Consider the following 15,613-nt stretch of genomic DNA (forward strand, 5'->3'; position numbering starts at 1 on the left):
AAGTGAGTCAGGCGTCACACTTGGCCGTATTGCTGCCCATGCCGTAGCCAGCGATCGAGCAACGGGCTGACGTGATCCGGCCAGCGCTCGAGCAGCGCTTGCGCCGCATCACGCACGGCCGGCAGCAGGTCAGCGTCGCGCATCAGGTCGGCGACCTTGAATTGCAGCAGGCCAGTCTGGCGGGTGCCGAGCATTTCACCGGGGCCGCGCAGCTCGAGGTCTTTTTCGGCGATGACAAAGCCGTCGTTGGTTTCGCGCATGATGCCCAGGCGCTGACGACCGATCTGCGACAACGGTGGATGGTAGAGCAGCACGCAATGGCTGGCGGCGCTGCCCCGGCCGACGCGACCACGTAATTGGTGCAATTGGGCCAGGCCCAGGCGCTCGGGGTTTTCGATGATCATCAAGCTGGCATTGGGCACGTCCACACCCACTTCGATCACCGTGGTGGCCACCAGCAATTGGAGGTTGCCCGCTTTGAACTCGGCCATCACCGCAGCTTTTTCCGCAGGCTTCATGCGGCCGTGGATCAGCCCGACCTTGAGTTCGCCCAAGGCACTGGTGAGGTCTTCATAGGTGGTTTCGGCGGCCTGGCACGTCAGCTCCTCGGACTCTTCGATCAGCGTGCACACCCAGTACGCCTGACGGCCTTCGGCGCAGGCACCGCGCACGCGCTCGATCACTTCCACGCGGCGGGTGTCGGTGACCAGCACGGTGTTGACCGGGGTACGGCCGGGCGGCAGTTCGTCGAGGATCGAGGTGTCGAGGTCGGCGTAGGCGCTCATGGCCAGGGTGCGTGGGATCGGTGTTGCGGTCATGATCAACTGGTGCGGGCTCATGCGCCCGCCCACGCCTTTCTGGCGCAGGGCCAGGCGCTGCTGCACGCCGAAGCGGTGCTGTTCGTCGATGATCACCAGCGCGAGGTTCTTGAATTTCACTTCGTCCTGGAACAGCGCATGGGTACCCACCACCATCGGTGCGCCATTGGCGATCTGTTCCAGCGCCGCCGCGCGCACCTTGCCCTTGAGTTTGCCGGCCAGCCACGCCACTTCCAGGCCCAGTGGTTCGAGCCAGCGCTTGAAGGTGATGAAGTGCTGCTCGGCGAGAATCTCGGTGGGCGCCATCAGCGCCACTTGGTAACCGGCTTCCAGTGCCTGCAAGGCGGCGAGGGCGGCGACCACGGTCTTGCCAGCGCCCACGTCACCCTGAATCAGGCGCAGCATTGGTTCCTTCTGGCTGAGGTCGTAGGCGATTTCATTGCCAACCCGTTGCTGGGCCCCGGTTGGCGCGAAGCCCAGGTTCGCCAGGTATTGCGCAGGCAGGCGCGTGGCCTTGGGCATTGCGGGCGCGCGCAGGGAGCGCATGCTTTCGCGCAGGCGCTGCTGGGACAACTGGTGGGTCAGCAGCTCTTCAAAGGCCAGGCGATGTTGCGCCCAGTGATGACCCAGGGCCAGTTCGTCGACATCGGCATCGGCGGGCGGGTGGTGCAGATAGCGGATGGCATCGTCCAGCGGCGCCAGTTGGTAGTCACGGGCCAGTTCCACCGGCAGCCAGTCGGGCAGGCTTTTGGGGCCGAGCATCGTCAGGGTCTGCATGCACAGTTGGCGCAGGCGCTGTTGGGTCAGGCCTTCGGTCAGCGGGTAGATCGGCGTGAGGGTGGTATCCACCGGCGGCGGCTCGTCGCCGGTAATGGCGCGGTATTCGGGGTGGTAGATTTCCAGGCCCGACGCGCCAGGCCGTGCCTCGCCGTAGCAGCGCACGCGGGTGCCGCGCTTGAGGCCTTCCTTCTGGGCGTTGCTGAAATGGTAGAAGCGCAGGCTGAGGCCACCGGTGCCGTCCTGCAGGCGTACGACCAGACTGCGGCGCTTGCCCATCACCACATCCGCGCCACTGACGGTGCCTTCGACGACCGCGTCCTGCCCTGGGCGCAAATGGCCGATGGGCACGACGCGCGTGCGGTCCTGATAGCGCAGGGGCAAGTGGAACAGCACGTCCTGGAGGTTCTCCAGGCCGACCTTGGCCAACTTCTCGGCCATGGCTTCACCGACACCCTTGAGTGCGGTGACCGACACGTGCGACAGCTCAGTCATACCCTTGCTTAGCTCGCAGCAGGCGGCTTGGCCACCGAGCACAAACGGATCGAGTCGGCGAGGATCTCAATGGCTTTCGGGCGTGGGAAGCTGGCGCGCCAGGCGATCGCCACGGTCCGGAATGGCACCGGCGGCGTGAGTGGGCGCACTTCGATTACGCCGGGGGCGTAGTGATGACTATCCACTGCCGACAGCGGCAAGATCGAAATACCCAGGCCGGATGCGACCATATGGCGGATGGTTTCCAGCGAGCTGGATTCCACCGTGGTGTGCTTGGCGCCGTCGTTGCCCTTGGTCAGGGTCGGGCAGGCTTCGAGTACCTGGTCGCGGAAGCAGTGGCCTTCGCCGAGCAGCAACAGGCTCTTGTCGTTGAGCAGGCCGGCGTCGATGGTGTCTTTTTGCGTCCACGGGTGGGAGGCCGGCATCAACACGTAGAACGGCTCGTCGTAGAGCGGCAAGGTCAACACGTCCGCTTCGTTGAACGGCAGGGCGATGATGATCGCGTCCAGCTCACCGTTGCGCAGTTTGTCGCGCAGCACGTGGGTGAAGTTTTCTTCGATATACAGCGGCATTTGCGGCGCGACGCGGTGCAGTTGCGGAATCAAATGCGGGAACAGGTACGGGCCAACGGTGTAGATGGCGCCGACTTTGAGCGGTGCAGTCAGCTGGTTCTTGCCGGCCTGGGCCAGCTCGCGAATGCTTTGGGCTTGTTCCAGCACCTTTTGGGCCTGGGCGACAATGCCTTCGCCCACTGGCGTGAGGCGCACGGCGCTCTTGCTGCGCTCGAAAATCAGCACACCGAGTTCGTCTTCAAGCTTTTTCACGCCCACCGACAGCGTCGGCTGGCTGACATGGCAACGCTCGGCCGCGTGGCCGAAGTGCTGCTCTTGGGCGAGGGTCACGATGTAGCGTAATTCTGTAAGAGTCATAGCGGGCGTCCATGAGGTTGCGAGCCAAGCATACCGGCTGCAATCGATAGACGCACGTTATCAGAACTTTGCTGGGGATTGAGCGGGGAGTGGCTCGGATTTAACTGAAAAATGGATTTTTAGCTTCAACAAACAAAATGTGGGAGCGCACTGGCTCGCGAATGCGCGGTGTCAGTGAAGAATGTATCGACTGACACTGCGCTTTCGCGAGCAAGCTCGCTCCCGCATTGGCCTGCTTGGCAATCCTTAGCGGCGACGCTTCTCGATGTTGTAAACAAACGGCGCGACGATCTCGACGCTGCCGCCTTTCAACATGTCGGCCGGCGGCTTGGGCAATGGCTGGGCACGACGAATCATGTCCAGGGTCGCGCGGTCCAGGTCGGCGTTGCCGGAGCGGCCCACCAACTCGTAGGACAGCACATTGCCTTCGGCATCGACCACGAAGCGCAGGCGGTTAAGCCCCTCTTTGCCACGCTGTTGAGCGCCTGGCGGGTACTTCTTGTACTTCTGCAAGTGCGCCAGCAGGGTGCCTTCCCAGGACGCTTTCGCTGCTACCTGGGCTGGCGACGGGCCGGGCACGGGTTGAGCGGATTTTTCCGCCGGCGTATTCGTCGGTGGGGTTTCGCTCGGCGGCTCTTCGGAAGGTTTCTCCTTGGGCGGCTCGGGCTTTTTCTCCACTGGCTTGGGCGGCTGGGGTTTGGGCTTGGGCTTGACCGGCTTGGGCACCTGGATCGTTGGCTTGGGCGCCTCGGCCAGTTTCGGCAAAGGCAGCTCTTCCACCGGCGCCGGCGGCTGTGGCGGCGTGACCACCTTGGGCGGCGCGGGAGGCGGTGGTGCCGGCATCGGCGCCAGGTCGATGACCATGGCGGCCGGTGGCAGCGTCACCGGATGCGGCGCGGACCATTGAAGCGCGATGATGATCGCGACGGCATGCACGCCCAGCACGACGGCGAGGCTGGTGCCATAACGCGTCAGTTTGTGGCGCGTCGTGATCATTTCTTGGCTGCCGTCTCAAGTCCGACCAGGCCTACCTTGAGGTAGCCGGCTGCCCGCAGGGCATCCATCACGCTCATCAGGTCGCCGTAGTCCACGCCTTTGTCGGCCTGGAAGAAGATCGTCGTGTCTTTCTTGCCTTGGGTCTTGGCGTCGAGCACCGGGCCCAGGGTTTCAGCTTTGACTTCTTCTTCGCCCAGGAACAGGCGTTGGTCCGCCTTGACGCTGAGGAAGATCGGCTTCTCTGGACGCGGCGCAGGCTTGGCGCTGGAGGCCGGCAGATCGACCTTGATGTCCACGGTGGCCAACGGTGCCGCCACCATGAAGATGATCAGCAGCACCAGCATCACGTCAATAAACGGGGTGACGTTGATTTCGTGGTTCTCGACGAGTTCATCGTCGCCTTGATTCAAATGCAGGCCCATGGCCGATTACCCCACTTTCACCATGTGCGGTTGCGAGCTGCGCTCGGTAGGGGCGTGATCGAGGTCGCGGCTGACCAGCAGCAGGACTTCTGCCGATGCGTCCGATACCTGAGCCTTGTAGCCGGCAATGGAACGGGCGAAGACGTTGTAGATCACCACCGCAGGAATCGCGGCAACCAGGCCCAGTGCGGTTGCCAGAAGGGCTTCGGCGATGCCTGGGGCAACGACGGCGAGGTTGGTGGTTTGGGTTTTGGCGATGCCGATGAAGCTGTTCATGATGCCCCACACGGTACCGAACAGACCCACGAACGGCGCGGTGGAACCGATAGTGGCGAGCACGCCGGTGCCGCTGCTCATGTTACGACCGCAGGCCGCCACCAGGCGCTCGAGGCGGAAGCTGACGCGTTCCTTGATGCCTTCTTTTTCGCGGGTGTTGACCGACAAGCGCATTTCTTCGAGCGCGTCGTGGACCAGCAGGTTGGCCAGGGTGCCCTTCTTGGTAGCGGTGTCGCTGGCTTCCTTGAGGGTGGTGGCTTTTTTCAGGTGGACGATTTCAGTGCGCAGGCGACGCTTGGCGCCCAGCAGCTCGAAGCCCTTGGCGATCCAGATGGTCCAGGTAATGATCGAGGCGATGGCCAGGCCGATCATGACGGCTTTTACCACGACGTCAGCGTTCTGGTACATGCCCCACGGGGACAGGTCATGGGCCATGCCCAGGCTGTTGTCTTCTTCCAGGACAACACCGGAGTCGTCGGCAGGCGCAGGGGCTGCAGCCTGGGCCGGGTCGGTGGCCACAGGTGCTGCGGCAGGGGCTGGCGGCGTGGCTGCGTTCTGTTGGGCCGCGGCCGGAGTGGCTGGGGCGGTCGCGTCAGCGAAAGCGGCGGTCGGTGCCAGCAGAACGCTGAACAGCAGCGCAGCAATCGCACGCCAGGCGCGAGATGGGCTGAGAGGCTTGGTTGGCGAAGCGGGGTTTGTATTACGTGTCATGCTGGCCGGACCTAAGAGAAAAAAATGAGTGATCGTCCTGCCAGACCCTGATGGGTCGAGGACAAATGGGCGGTTATTATTGCAAGTAATTCTTGTTAACAAAAGTAATACAGTTACTTAATTTGTCGTTTTGCTGGCCGCTGGTCATCTTCGGCGGCTAATCTGCGCCTTTAAGAATGGAGTTTTGTGATGTCTGCGCCTTCTGTTGTGATTGCCGGTTGCGGCGATGTGGGTAGTCGGCTGGCTAGCCAATTGCTGGCCTCGGAATGGGAGGTTCATGGCCTGCGACGTGATATTTCACGCCTGCCAGAGGGTGTCATCGGCATCGCAGGTGACCTGTTCAAAAAGGATTGCCCTGACACTTGGCCGATCGGCGCAGTGGATTATCTGGTGTATTGCGCCGCGGCGACCGACCACGATGAGGCCGGCTATCGTGCGGCGTACGTGCAAGGGCTGCAGCATGTGTTGGAGTGGCTGAACGACTACGGCCAGGAGCCCAAGCATTTGCTGTTTGTGTCGAGCAGCAGTGTGTACGGCCAGCAGAAAGGTGAGTGGGTCGACGAAACGTCCGACACTCAAGCGAAAGGGTATTCCGGCCAGGTAATGCTGGAAGCTGAGCAAGTGGCGCTCAATAGCGGTATTCCGGCGAGCATCGTGCGGTTGACCGGTATCTATGGGCCCGGCCGTGAATGGCTGCTGACCCAAGTGCGCCAAGGCTATCGCGTGGCGGTTGATCCCCCTTTATATGGCAACCGGATTCACGCGGATGACGCTGCCGGATTGCTGGCCTTCCTGCTGCGGCATGTGGAGCAGGGCGGTTCGCTGGACAGCATTTACATCGGCGTTGACGATGCGCCCGCGCCCTTGGCAGAAGTGGTGGGTTGGTTGCGCGACTACCTGGGCGTGACCGAATGGGCTGACGACGCCAGTGTGCGCCGCGCTGGCAGCAAGCAATGCAGCAATGCCCGAGCCAAGGCGTTGGGCTGGGTGCCGACCTACCCGACTTATCGCGAAGGGTACGCGGCGATCCTTGAAGGTAAGTGCTAGATGTGAAGAAGGAGCCGTGAGGCTCCTTTTTTGTTACTGCTTTTCCAGCAGCCATTGGCGTGGCCCGGGGCTGAGCTGGGGGATTTCATCTGGCTGGGAAAGGTTGATCGCCTGCAGAATTTCCAACTGTTTGCCGTAGCGTACGAAAATCCAGCCGTCGCCGACCGCTCCTTTGCCCAGATAGACGACGTCATTGCCGGCACCTTGAGTGGCGCAATCGCCTCCCAGGCACAGTTCATAACGGTCATTGTTGCCCAGGCCGGACAGGCTGCCATCGGCGCTGAACCTCACAAGGTTGCCTGTGCCTTGGCCTTCAATAATTTTCCACTGACCGCCCATGTAGGCTGAGTTCAGGGCTTGCCTGAACGCCGTGCCCCACTTGGCACCTGCGGCAGCGGGTTGGGTGGGGCGGCTGAACGTCTGCCCTGCGTAAATCCTGCCGGTCTGTTGGACCAGTTGCTCGCCGTTCAATTGCAATTCGTCGCTGCCATGGCCGTTGTAATCCACCGACCAAATGCCAGGCGCCTCCTGCAGCAGTTGGCCTTCGCCCTCCTCGAACGCAGTGCTGAATTGCGCTTTGCCGGTACGGGTGTCGATGTTCCATTCCAGGTTCATGCCGTTGGCGTCCAGGGCTTTAAGCAGCGGCCGCCCCTGGGCGGCGGTATCGATAGCGGCCTGGTTGATCCATAGCCCGCTGATGTCCGCGGTTTGCTGCTGCAGGTGTGTGCAGCCGCCCAGCAGGATCAAGCTGATGAGGAGTAGCGTGTGCATGGAGTGGTCCGTCTGCTGGTGAAAAAACCATGGCGCAGACTAAAGAAAAAGGAGCCGGTAGGCTCCTTTGTTCTGTATCACTGTTTTTCCAACAACCACTGCCGTGGCCCCGGCGTAAACGAAGGCACTTCATCCGCCTGCGCAGTGTTCACGGCCTGGAAGATTTCCAGCTGCTTGCCTTTGCGCGCGAAGATCCACGGGTTGCCCTGGCCGTTGAGTTGCAGCCAGATACTGTCGTAGCCGCCGCTCATTGAGGCGCAGTCACCCGCCAGGCACAGCGAGTACCGATCGACACCGGGCACACCGGCGACTTTGCCGTCGGCCTGGAACTGCACCGTGGCGCCGTCGCCGTTCCCGTCGGTGATCTTCCAGTCGCCACCCATATAGGCGGCATACAGGGCGCGCTCAAAGTTGGCGCCCAGTGGCGCGCCTTCGGGGGCTGGGTCGTTGGCACGGGCGAACAGCTGCTCAGGCTCGTTGTCGTTGGCCACTTGCAGCAGTTGTTTGCCTTTGCGCTTGAGTTCGGTGGCGGAGCTGCCGTAGAAATCGACGCTCCAGGCGCCGGGTTTCTCACTGAGCAGCTTACCTTCGGCGACTTCAAAACCGTTGTAGTAACGCGCCTGCGAAGCCTTGGTGTTGACCTCCCATTCGAGGTTCGGACCATAGGTTTGCAGCGCTTCACGCAAAGGGCCGCCCTTGGCTGCCGCGTTGATGGCGGCCTGGTTGATCCAGGTGCCGCTCACATCCAGGTCGGCGGGGTTGCTGGCGCAGCCGCCGAGCAACAAGGCGAGCAACGAAGAGGCTACAAGCGCTTTGCGCATCACGAAATCCTTCTGAAACGAAGTCGGCGCAGCCTGTGGAGGCTGCGCCGGGTGTTTTACTCGATGACCAGAATCGCGTCCATCTCGACCTGTGCGCCCTTTGGCAGGGCGGCAACGCCGATAGCGGCGCGGGCCGGGTACGGCTGTTCGAAGTACTTGCCCATGATCTCGTTGACCTTGGCGAAGTGGCTCAGGTCAGTGAGGAAGATGTTCAGCTTGACGATGTCTTTGAACGAACCGCCAGCGGCTTCGGCCACCGACTTGAGGTTTTCGAAGACCTGGACGGTTTGTGCTTCAAAGCCTTCAACCAGCTCCATGGTCTTTGGGTCCAGTGGAATCTGGCCGGACATGTAGACGGTGTTGCCCGCCTTGATCGCCTGGGAGTAAGTGCCGATGGCGGCAGGGGCTTTGTCGCTGGTGATAACAGTCTTGGTCATGAGTGACTCCTTGTAAGAGATCGGCTATGCGCGCATGCGGGTGATGCGAATCACCCCGGTCAGGGCGCGCAGTTTCTTGATCACGCGGGCCAGGTGCACGCGGTCGTGCACGCTGACCACCAGCTGGACCACGCTGATGCGGCCATCGCGCTCATCCATGCTGATTTTCTCGATATTGCCGTCGGCCGCGTTGACGCTGCTGGCCAGCAGGGCGATCAGGCCGCGCTGGTGCTCCAGCTCAACGCGCAACTCGACGTTGAATTCGCCGGTGACGTCCTTGGCCCACGAGAGCTGGATGCATTTCTCGGGGTTGTGACGGATTTCAGTGATGTTGCGGCAGTTGTCCAAGTGCACGACCATGCCTTTACCAGCCGACAAGTGGCCGACAATCGGGTCGCCCGGGATCGGCGTGCAACATTTGGCGTAGCTGAGCACCAGGCCTTCCGTGCCGCGAATCGCCAGCGGGCCTTCGGGGCTTGGCAGCTGTTCGCCTTCGCCGAGCAGGCGACGGGCGACCACATACGCCATGCGGTTGCCCAGGCCGATGTCTTCCAGCAGGTCTTCGATGGTTTCCTGACGATACTCGTGGAGCATCGCTTGCACGCGCTCGGCCGGGATCTTCTCCAGGGCGCTGTCGAAACCATTGAGCACCTTGTTCAGCAGGCGTTCGCCGAGGCTGATGGATTCGGAGCGGCGTTGCAATTTGAGCGCGTGGCGAATGTGTGTGCGCGCTTTACCGGTGACCACGAAGTTGAGCCAGGCCGGGTTCGGGCGCGCGCCGGGTGCGCTGACGATCTCGACCGTGGAGCCGCTTTGCAGCGGCTCGGACAGCGGCGCGAGGCGTCGATTGATCCGGCAGGCAATACAGCTGTTGCCCACGTCGGTGTGTACCGCGTAGGCAAAGTCGACCGCTGTGGAGCCTTTGGGCAGCTCCATGATCCGGCCTTTGGGCGTGAAGACGTAGACCTCGTCCGGGAACAGGTCGATCTTCACACTTTCGATAAATTCCAGGGAATTGCCGGCCCGTTGCTGCATTTCCAGCACGCCTTTGACCCACTGGCGGGCGCGGGCATGCGTGCCTTTAGGCTGTTCGTCGCCGCTGGACTTGTACAGCCAATGCGCGGCGATGCCGTTGTTGGCCATCTCTTCCATTTCACGGGTACGGATCTGGATCTCGATCGGCACCCCGTGCATACCAAACAACGTGGTGTGCAGCGACTGATAGCCGTTGGCCTTGGGAATCGCGATGTAATCCTTGAAGCGGCCTGGCAGGGGTTTGTACAAATTATGTACAGCACCGAGCACGCGGTAGCACGTATCGACCTTGTCGACGATGATCCGGAACGCGTACACGTCCATGATCTCGTTGAAGGCCCGACGCTTGCCGCGCATTTTTTTGTAGATGCCGTAGATGTGTTTCTGCCGGCCGCTGACTTCGCCTTCAATTTCGTCGATCGCCAGGCAATGGCTCAGCGACTCTTCGATCTTGTTGACGATTTCCTTGCGGTTGCCCCGGGCGCGCTTGACGGCCTGATAAATGCGCGCGGAACGCATCGGGTGCATGGCCTTGAAGCCGAGGTCTTCGAATTCGATACGAATGGCATGCATGCCCAGCCGGTTGGCGATGGGCGCATAGATTTCCAGGGTTTCCTTGGCGATGCGCCGGCGTTTTTCGCCGGACAGCACTTCCAGCGTGCGCATGTTATGCAGCCGGTCGGCGAGCTTCACCAGGATTACCCGAATGTCTCGGGCCATGGCCATGGCCATCTTCTGGAAGTTTTCCGCCTGGGCTTCGGCCTTGGTCTCGAAGTTCATCTGGGTCAGTTTGCTGACCCCATCGACCAGTTCGGCCACGGTCTCGCCAAATTGCGCACTGAGCGCTTCCTTGGCGATGCCGGTGTCTTCGATCACGTCATGCAGCATCGCAGCCATCAGGCTCTGATGGTCCATGTGCATGTCGGCAAGAATATTGGCCACGGCAAGAGGATGCGTGACATACGCCTCACCACTGCGGCGGCGTTGGCCGTCGTGGGCTTGTTCGGCGTAGAAATACGCTCGGCGGACCAGGTTGACCTGGTCTGGGCCGAGGTAGGTCGATAAGCGATCGGCGAGGGCGTCTATGCTCGGCAAAGTATTAACTCCTGCCGTTGGCTGTGACCCCGCGCCGTGCTACGTCGACCAGGCATAGGCTTAGACGGCCTCGTTGGACTCGTCCTCGAACGCTGCAAACAGCGGTTCGTCTTCAACGATTTCGGCGTTGGCGATGAACTCGTAGCTCATCAGGCCTTCAGCGATTTCACGCAGGGCTACAACGGTAGGCTTGTCGTTTTCCCACTGGACCAGGGGCTCTTTGCCGCCAGTGGCCAGTTGACGGGCACGCTTGGTAGAGAGCATGACCAGCTCAAAGCGGTTATCCACGTGTTCTAGGCAGTCTTCAACGGTTACGCGGGCCATGGTATTCCTCGGAGCGAATGCAAGATGCGCGCTGCCCGGTTGGGCGAGCGGACTGAACAGTTTAAAAAATCACCAGCGTTTAGGGAAGCGCTGATTTTTCCCGCGGCCTCGCAAAACGGCTACAAGTGCCAATGTAAAGCCCTTGCAGCGGTTTTGGGAAGAGCCAATCAGCCAAGCAGTTCGGCGAGTAATTTGCCGAAACGCTGCTGTTGGCGTTTCTGCTGGAGCTGATTGGCGCGGAAAATTGCCTTCAAATCGTCCAGGGCGCTGGCGAAATCGTCATTGATGATCAGGTAGTCGTAGTCGACGTAGTGGCTCATTTCGCTGACGGCCTCACGCATGCGGCCTTCGATGATCTCGTCACTGTCCTGGCCACGGTTGGTCAGGCGCTGGTGCAAGGCTTCGAGCGACGGCGGCAGGATAAAGATCGAACGCGCCTTCGGCATCAGTTGGCGCACTTGCTCGGCACCCTGCCAGTCGATTTCCAGGATCAGGTCGTGGCCTTCGTCCAGGGTCTGCTGCAGGTGGCTTTGCGAGGTGCCGTAGAGGTTGCCGAACACTTCGGCACGCTCCAGGAAGTCGCCGTGCTCGATCATCTTGACGAACTCGGTGCGCTCGACGAAGTGGTAGTGCACGCCGTTCACTTCACCCGGACGCATGGCGCGGGTGGTGTGCGAGACCGAGATGCGGATCTGCTCGTCAGCGTCGGTCAAGGCCTTGACCAGGCTGCTCTTGCCCGCGCCCGAAGGGGCGGAAATGATGTAAAGGGTGCCGGTGCTGTGGGTCATGGAAGTTGCCTTACTCAATATTCTGTACTTGTTCGCGCATCTGCTCGATCAACACTTTGAGGTTGACCGCAGCTTGGGTGCTGCGCGGATCAAACGCTTTGGAGCCCAGTGTATTGGCTTCGCGGTTGAGTTCCTGCATCAGGAAGTCCAGGCGCCGACCAGCGGCACCGGCAGACTTGAGCACGCGGCGCACCTCGAGGATGTGGGTGCTCAGGCGGTCGAGCTCTTCGGCCACGTCACTTTTCTGCGCCAGCAGCACCATTTCCTGTTCCAGGCGCGTCGGGTCGAGGTCGGCCTTCATGTCGGTGAAACGGTCCAGAACCTTCTGGCGCTGGGTGGCGAGCATCTGCGGCACCAACTCGCGCAGCGTGACCACGTCTTCCTCGATCGCGCTCAGGCGCTCGCTGATCAGGCGCGCCAGTTCGGCGCCCTCACGCTCGCGGCCGGCTTTGAGCTCCTTCAAACCCTGATTGAACAGGGCGAGGGCTTCGGCATTGAGGGCCTGCGGGTCGGTGGCGTCGGCCACCAGTACGCCGGGCCAGGCCAGCACTTTCAGCGGGTTCAGCGCGGCGGGTTGCTTGATCAGGCCGGCGATGGTTTCAGCGGCAGCGACCAGTTGCGCGGCGCGGTCGCGGTCGATCTGCAGCGGCTTGCCGGTAGTTACTTCGGTAAAACGCAGGGTGCATTCCAGCTTGCCGCGGGAAATACCCTGGCGCAGCGCTTCACGCACGGCGCCTTCGAGGTCGCGCAAGGATTCCGGCAGACGCAGGTGCGGCTCCAGGTAACGGCTGTTGACCGAGCGCAGTTCCCAGCTCAGGGTGCCTTGGGCGCCGGCTTTTTCGACGCGGGCGAAGGCGGTCATGCTGTGCACCATGGAGGTACCTCGCGATGCAGTCCCGCAAATACGGGCTGATGGGTAAATTGAAGCCGACAGGCTGCGAAGGCGCAGGATTGTAGCGCAGTGAGGCGAACGCGCCCAAACAATGGGCGCCAGGCCAGCCATTCGTAACCGAATTTTTTAGAAGTGCCCCGAATCGGCTGGCGGCTCTATAATGCTCGGCAGTTTTTCGTCCTCCGTACAGGTATCCCCTATGAAACGTCCAAGTGGTCGCGCTGCCGATCAGCTCCGCTCGATCCGCATCACCCGCAACTACACCAAACACGCCGAGGGATCTGTACTGGTCGAGTTTGGCGATACCAAGGTGATCTGCACCGTCAGCGTCGAAAACGGCGTGCCGCGCTTCCTCAAGGGCCAGGGCCAGGGTTGGTTGACCGCCGAGTACGGCATGCTGCCGCGCGCCACCGGCGAGCGTAACCAGCGTGAAGCCAGCCGTGGCAAGCAAGGCGGCCGCACCCTCGAAATCCAGCGCCTGATCGGCCGTTCGCTGCGCGCAGCCCTGGACATGTCCAAGCTGGGCGACGTGACCCTGTACGTCGATTGCGACGTGATCCAGGCCGACGGCGGCACCCGCACTGCCTCCATCACCGGCGCCATGGTGGCCTTGGTTGATGCGCTGAAAGTGATCAAGAAGCGTGGCGGCCTGAAAGCCGGCGACCCGCTCAAGCAGATGATCGCTGCCGTATCGGTGGGCATGTACCAGGGCGAGCCGGTGCTGGATCTCGACTATCTGGAAGACTCGGCTGCCGAGACTGACCTGAACGTGGTAATGACCAGCAGCGGTGGTTTCATCGAAGTGCAGGGCACCGCCGAAGGCGCGCCATTCCAGCCGGCCGACCTGAACGCCATGCTGGCCCTGGCCCAGAAAGGCATGACCGAAATCTTCGAACTGCAGAACGCCGCACTGGCTGACTGAAACGGCCGCAAGGAGCAACGCCATGAGCGACCACCAACTGCCTGTACCCACGCCTCCTTACGAAGTGCGTCAGGGAGCAATGTTGTGTCACCTCTCGGCGTTCCTGGGGTTTGTGTTTCCCTTCGGCAGTGTCGTCGGGCCGCTGATCCTGTGGCAGATGAAGAAGGAAGTGGACCCGTTCATTGATGATCAGGGCAAGGAGGCCTTGAACTTCCAGATCACCGTGGCCATTGCCTGGCTGGTTTGCATCGTGCTGGCGTTTGCGGTGATTGGTTTTTTCCTGATGTCTGCCCTGGCGATCGCCACGGTGGTGCTGACGATCATCGGCGCAATCAAAGCCAGCAAGGGGATTGCCTATCGCTATCCCTTTACCTGGCGATTGGTCAAATAATGAGCGCCCACAAAAAAACCGACAGCGATGTCGGTTTTTTTGTGCCTGGAAAAAGACTTTAGATGGTCAATGTCCAGTCGTAGTCCACGATCAGCGGCGCGTGCTGCGAGAAGCGTGGCTGACGCGGCAGGCGTGCGCTGCGAACAAAGCGGCGAAGCCCCGGGGTCAGCAGCTGGTAGTCGAAACGCCAGCCCAGGTTAAGCATCTCGGCCTGTTCGTTATCCGGCCACCAGCTGTACTGGTCGCCTTCGCGGCTGACTTCGCGCAGGGCGTCAACATAGCCCATGTTGCCGACAATCTCGTCCATCCAGGCACGTTCCGGCGCCAGGAAGCCCGGGGATTGTTGGCTGTCGCGCCAGTTCTTGATATCCAGCTTCTGTTGCGCCACGTACAGCGAGCCACAGTAAATGTACTCGCGACGTTTGCGTCGCTGTTTATCCAGATAACGGGCGAAATCGTCCATTAGCTTGAACTTCTGGTTCAAGTCTTCATCGCCGTTCTGCCCCGAAGGGAGCAGCAAGGTCGCGATGCTGACCTTGTCGAAATCGGCCTGCAGGTAGCGCCCGTAGCGGTCGGCTGTCTCGAAGCCGAGGCCGCTGATGACCGCCTTGGGTTGCAACCGCGAGTACAAAGCCACGCCACCTTGGGTGGGCACTTCGGCATCGCAGGCATAAAGGAAGTAGCCATCCAGTTGGAAGGCTGGGTCGTCCAGTTCAAAGGCGGAGGCGCGGGTGTCCTGCAGGCAGATGACGTCGGCATTCTGTGCTTGCAGCCAACTGAGCAAACCACGCTCGACTGCAGCCTGAATACCATTGACGTTCACACTGATGATCCGCATAAATGGCCCCAAAAATCGCGTGCGTGTATGATACACGCCGTCTACCTAATTAGCTAAATCCGTGGTATCTGAGGCTTTTTTCATGCAGGCGTATCAACGCGATTTCATTCGTTTTGCCATCGATCGCGGCGTTTTACGCTTCGGTGAGTTCACTTTGAAGTCCGGGCGCACCAGCCCGTACTTCTTCAATGCAGGCCTGTTCAACTCGGGTTCGGCCCTGGCTCAGCTGGGTCGTTTTTACGCGGCAGCCATCGTTGAAAGCGGCATTTCCTTCGACGTTTTGTTTGGCCCAGCCTACAAGGGCATCCCGCTGGCGGCCGCGACTGCCGTGGCGTTGGCTGAACATCACGGGCTGGATCTGCCGTGGTGCTTCAACCGCAAAGAGGCCAAGGCACATGGCGAAGGCGGTAGCCTGGTTGGGGCTCCGCTCAAGGGCGACGTGCTGATCATCGATGACGTGATCACCGCCGGTACCGCCATCCGTGAGGTGATGCAGATCATCGCATCCCAAGATGGCGCCAAGGCCGCCGGCGTGCTGATCGCGCTGAATCGTCAGGAGCGCGGCAACGGTGAGTTGTCGGCAATTCAGGAAGTGGAACGTGATTTCGGCATTCCGGTGGTGAGCATTGTGTCGCTGAACCAGGTGTTGCAGTTCCTGGAAGACGATCCGCAGCTCAAGCAGCACTTGCCGGCGGTGCGTGCGTACCGCGAGCAGTTCGGCGTCTGAGGCGATCTAAAGGCGTCGCAAACCCCTTGTGGGAGCGGGCTTGCTCGCGAATGCAGTCGGTCATTCAGCAGATGTATTGACTGACGCTCCGCATTCGCGAG

Annotated in this window: 17 protein-coding genes; 4 read left to right on the forward strand and 13 right to left on the reverse strand. The window is 61.2% G+C overall.

The window, feature by feature from the left end:
• Positions 1 to 14: 14 nt before the first annotated feature.
• From recG to exbB, 5 genes are all read right to left on the reverse strand, one after another.
• A complete protein-coding gene (gene recG, locus AACV02_RS01465; RefSeq protein ID WP_119737210.1) occupies positions 15 to 2,090 on the reverse strand; it encodes an ATP-dependent DNA helicase RecG in 2,076 nt (691 codons plus the stop codon).
• Between the two features lie 8 nt (positions 2,091 to 2,098).
• Complete coding sequence (locus AACV02_RS01470) at positions 2,099 to 3,019, reverse strand: hydrogen peroxide-inducible genes activator (protein WP_015886540.1); 921 nt, start codon at positions 3,017 to 3,019, stop codon at positions 2,099 to 2,101.
• A 246-nt stretch (positions 3,020 to 3,265) separates the two neighbouring features.
• Positions 3,266 to 4,015 carry an energy transducer TonB family protein gene (locus AACV02_RS01475; RefSeq protein WP_119737212.1) on the reverse strand — a complete coding sequence of 250 codons (750 nt, stop codon included), beginning with the start codon at positions 4,013 to 4,015 and terminating at the stop codon, positions 3,266 to 3,268.
• Positions 4,012 to 4,437 carry a TonB system transport protein ExbD gene (gene exbD / locus AACV02_RS01480; protein ID WP_003195519.1) on the reverse strand — a complete coding sequence of 142 codons (426 nt, stop codon included), beginning with the start codon at positions 4,435 to 4,437 and terminating at the stop codon, positions 4,012 to 4,014. The genes AACV02_RS01475 and exbD overlap by 4 nt, the downstream gene beginning before the upstream one ends.
• Before the next feature lie 6 nt (positions 4,438 to 4,443).
• The gene (gene exbB / locus AACV02_RS01485; protein ID WP_119737214.1) at positions 4,444 to 5,424 is read right to left on the reverse strand and encodes a tonB-system energizer ExbB; all 981 of its coding nucleotides are present in this window, start codon (positions 5,422 to 5,424) and stop codon (positions 4,444 to 4,446) included.
• A gap of 189 nt (positions 5,425 to 5,613) precedes the next feature.
• Between exbB and AACV02_RS01490 the strand changes: the two genes are divergently transcribed.
• Positions 5,614 to 6,471 carry an SDR family oxidoreductase gene (locus AACV02_RS01490; RefSeq protein WP_119737216.1) on the forward strand — a complete coding sequence of 286 codons (858 nt, stop codon included), beginning with the start codon at positions 5,614 to 5,616 and terminating at the stop codon, positions 6,469 to 6,471.
• Positions 6,472 to 6,504: 33 nt separating this feature from the next.
• Here AACV02_RS01490 and AACV02_RS01495 read toward each other — a convergent pair whose 3' ends face one another.
• From AACV02_RS01495 to AACV02_RS01525, 7 genes are all read right to left on the reverse strand, one after another.
• Positions 6,505 to 7,242, reverse strand: coding sequence for a hypothetical protein (locus tag AACV02_RS01495; RefSeq protein ID WP_119737218.1), 738 nt, complete (start codon positions 7,240 to 7,242; stop codon positions 6,505 to 6,507).
• 77 nt (positions 7,243 to 7,319) lie between these two features.
• Positions 7,320 to 8,063 (reverse strand): hypothetical protein, encoded by a 744-nt coding sequence (locus tag AACV02_RS01500; protein ID WP_119737220.1) that lies wholly within the window; start codon positions 8,061 to 8,063, stop codon positions 7,320 to 7,322.
• Positions 8,064 to 8,119: 56 nt separating this feature from the next.
• Positions 8,120 to 8,500, reverse strand: coding sequence for a RidA family protein (locus tag AACV02_RS01505; RefSeq protein WP_003176922.1), 381 nt, complete (start codon positions 8,498 to 8,500; stop codon positions 8,120 to 8,122).
• A gap of 24 nt (positions 8,501 to 8,524) precedes the next feature.
• Positions 8,525 to 10,630, reverse strand: a complete 2,106-nt coding sequence (spoT, locus tag AACV02_RS01510) for a bifunctional GTP diphosphokinase/guanosine-3',5'-bis pyrophosphate 3'-pyrophosphohydrolase (protein ID WP_083356111.1) — start codon at positions 10,628 to 10,630, stop codon at positions 8,525 to 8,527.
• A 60-nt stretch (positions 10,631 to 10,690) separates the two neighbouring features.
• Positions 10,691 to 10,954: a DNA-directed RNA polymerase subunit omega gene (rpoZ, locus tag AACV02_RS01515; RefSeq protein WP_003176920.1), complete on the reverse strand. Its 264-nt coding sequence runs from the start codon at positions 10,952 to 10,954 to the stop codon at positions 10,691 to 10,693.
• A gap of 167 nt (positions 10,955 to 11,121) precedes the next feature.
• Complete coding sequence (gene gmk / locus AACV02_RS01520) at positions 11,122 to 11,742, reverse strand: guanylate kinase (protein WP_106575862.1); 621 nt, start codon at positions 11,740 to 11,742, stop codon at positions 11,122 to 11,124.
• A gap of 10 nt (positions 11,743 to 11,752) precedes the next feature.
• Positions 11,753 to 12,616, reverse strand: a complete 864-nt coding sequence (locus AACV02_RS01525; RefSeq protein ID WP_119737222.1) for a YicC/YloC family endoribonuclease — start codon at positions 12,614 to 12,616, stop codon at positions 11,753 to 11,755.
• 217 nt (positions 12,617 to 12,833) lie between these two features.
• Between AACV02_RS01525 and rph the strand changes: the two genes are divergently transcribed.
• Positions 12,834 to 13,556 carry a ribonuclease PH gene (gene rph, locus AACV02_RS01530; RefSeq protein WP_106575860.1) on the forward strand — a complete coding sequence of 241 codons (723 nt, stop codon included), beginning with the start codon at positions 12,834 to 12,836 and terminating at the stop codon, positions 13,554 to 13,556.
• A gap of 22 nt (positions 13,557 to 13,578) precedes the next feature.
• A complete protein-coding gene (locus AACV02_RS01535) occupies positions 13,579 to 13,947 on the forward strand; it encodes a DUF4870 domain-containing protein (protein ID WP_119737224.1) in 369 nt (122 codons plus the stop codon).
• Between the two features lie 58 nt (positions 13,948 to 14,005).
• Here the strand turns inward: AACV02_RS01535 and AACV02_RS01540 are convergent, their stop codons facing one another.
• Positions 14,006 to 14,785, reverse strand: a complete 780-nt coding sequence (locus AACV02_RS01540; protein ID WP_003195493.1) for an exodeoxyribonuclease III — start codon at positions 14,783 to 14,785, stop codon at positions 14,006 to 14,008.
• Between the two features lie 82 nt (positions 14,786 to 14,867).
• Here AACV02_RS01540 and pyrE point away from each other — a divergent pair, with 82 nt between their 5' ends.
• Positions 14,868 to 15,512 carry an orotate phosphoribosyltransferase gene (gene pyrE / locus AACV02_RS01545; protein WP_106575858.1) on the forward strand — a complete coding sequence of 215 codons (645 nt, stop codon included), beginning with the start codon at positions 14,868 to 14,870 and terminating at the stop codon, positions 15,510 to 15,512.
• Positions 15,513 to 15,613: the final 101 nt, after the last annotated feature.

The sequence above is a fragment of the Pseudomonas sp. Larv2_ips genome (assembly GCF_963879675.1).
GTDB lineage: Bacteria > Pseudomonadota > Gammaproteobacteria > Pseudomonadales > Pseudomonadaceae > Aquipseudomonas.

Excerpts from the sequence above, each read along its gene's own strand:
- AACV02_RS01500 (WP_119737220.1), bottom strand. The coding sequence starts at position 8,063 with ATGCGCAAAGCGCTTGTAGCCTCTTCGTTGCTCGCCTTGTTGCTCGGC.
- AACV02_RS01535 (WP_119737224.1), top strand. The coding sequence starts at position 13,579 with ATGAGCGACCACCAACTGCCTGTACCCACGCCTCCTTACGAAGTGCGT.
- exbB (WP_119737214.1), bottom strand. The coding sequence starts at position 5,424 with ATGACACGTAATACAAACCCCGCTTCGCCAACCAAGCCTCTCAGCCCA.
- exbD (WP_003195519.1), bottom strand. The coding sequence starts at position 4,437 with ATGGGCCTGCATTTGAATCAAGGCGACGATGAACTCGTCGAGAACCAC.
- AACV02_RS01470 (WP_015886540.1), bottom strand. The coding sequence starts at position 3,019 with ATGACTCTTACAGAATTACGCTACATCGTGACCCTCGCCCAAGAGCAG.
- AACV02_RS01490 (WP_119737216.1), top strand. The coding sequence starts at position 5,614 with ATGTCTGCGCCTTCTGTTGTGATTGCCGGTTGCGGCGATGTGGGTAGT.
- rph (WP_106575860.1), top strand. The coding sequence starts at position 12,834 with ATGAAACGTCCAAGTGGTCGCGCTGCCGATCAGCTCCGCTCGATCCGC.
- AACV02_RS01525 (WP_119737222.1), bottom strand. The coding sequence starts at position 12,616 with ATGGTGCACAGCATGACCGCCTTCGCCCGCGTCGAAAAAGCCGGCGCC.
- AACV02_RS01495 (WP_119737218.1), bottom strand. The coding sequence starts at position 7,242 with ATGCACACGCTACTCCTCATCAGCTTGATCCTGCTGGGCGGCTGCACA.
- gmk (WP_106575862.1), bottom strand. The coding sequence starts at position 11,742 with ATGACCCACAGCACCGGCACCCTTTACATCATTTCCGCCCCTTCGGGC.
- AACV02_RS01505 (WP_003176922.1), bottom strand. The coding sequence starts at position 8,500 with ATGACCAAGACTGTTATCACCAGCGACAAAGCCCCTGCCGCCATCGGC.
- pyrE (WP_106575858.1), top strand. The coding sequence starts at position 14,868 with ATGCAGGCGTATCAACGCGATTTCATTCGTTTTGCCATCGATCGCGGC.
- recG (WP_119737210.1), bottom strand. The coding sequence starts at position 2,090 with ATGACTGAGCTGTCGCACGTGTCGGTCACCGCACTCAAGGGTGTCGGT.
- AACV02_RS01475 (WP_119737212.1), bottom strand. The coding sequence starts at position 4,015 with ATGATCACGACGCGCCACAAACTGACGCGTTATGGCACCAGCCTCGCC.
- rpoZ (WP_003176920.1), bottom strand. The coding sequence starts at position 10,954 with ATGGCCCGCGTAACCGTTGAAGACTGCCTAGAACACGTGGATAACCGC.
- AACV02_RS01540 (WP_003195493.1), bottom strand. The coding sequence starts at position 14,785 with ATGCGGATCATCAGTGTGAACGTCAATGGTATTCAGGCTGCAGTCGAG.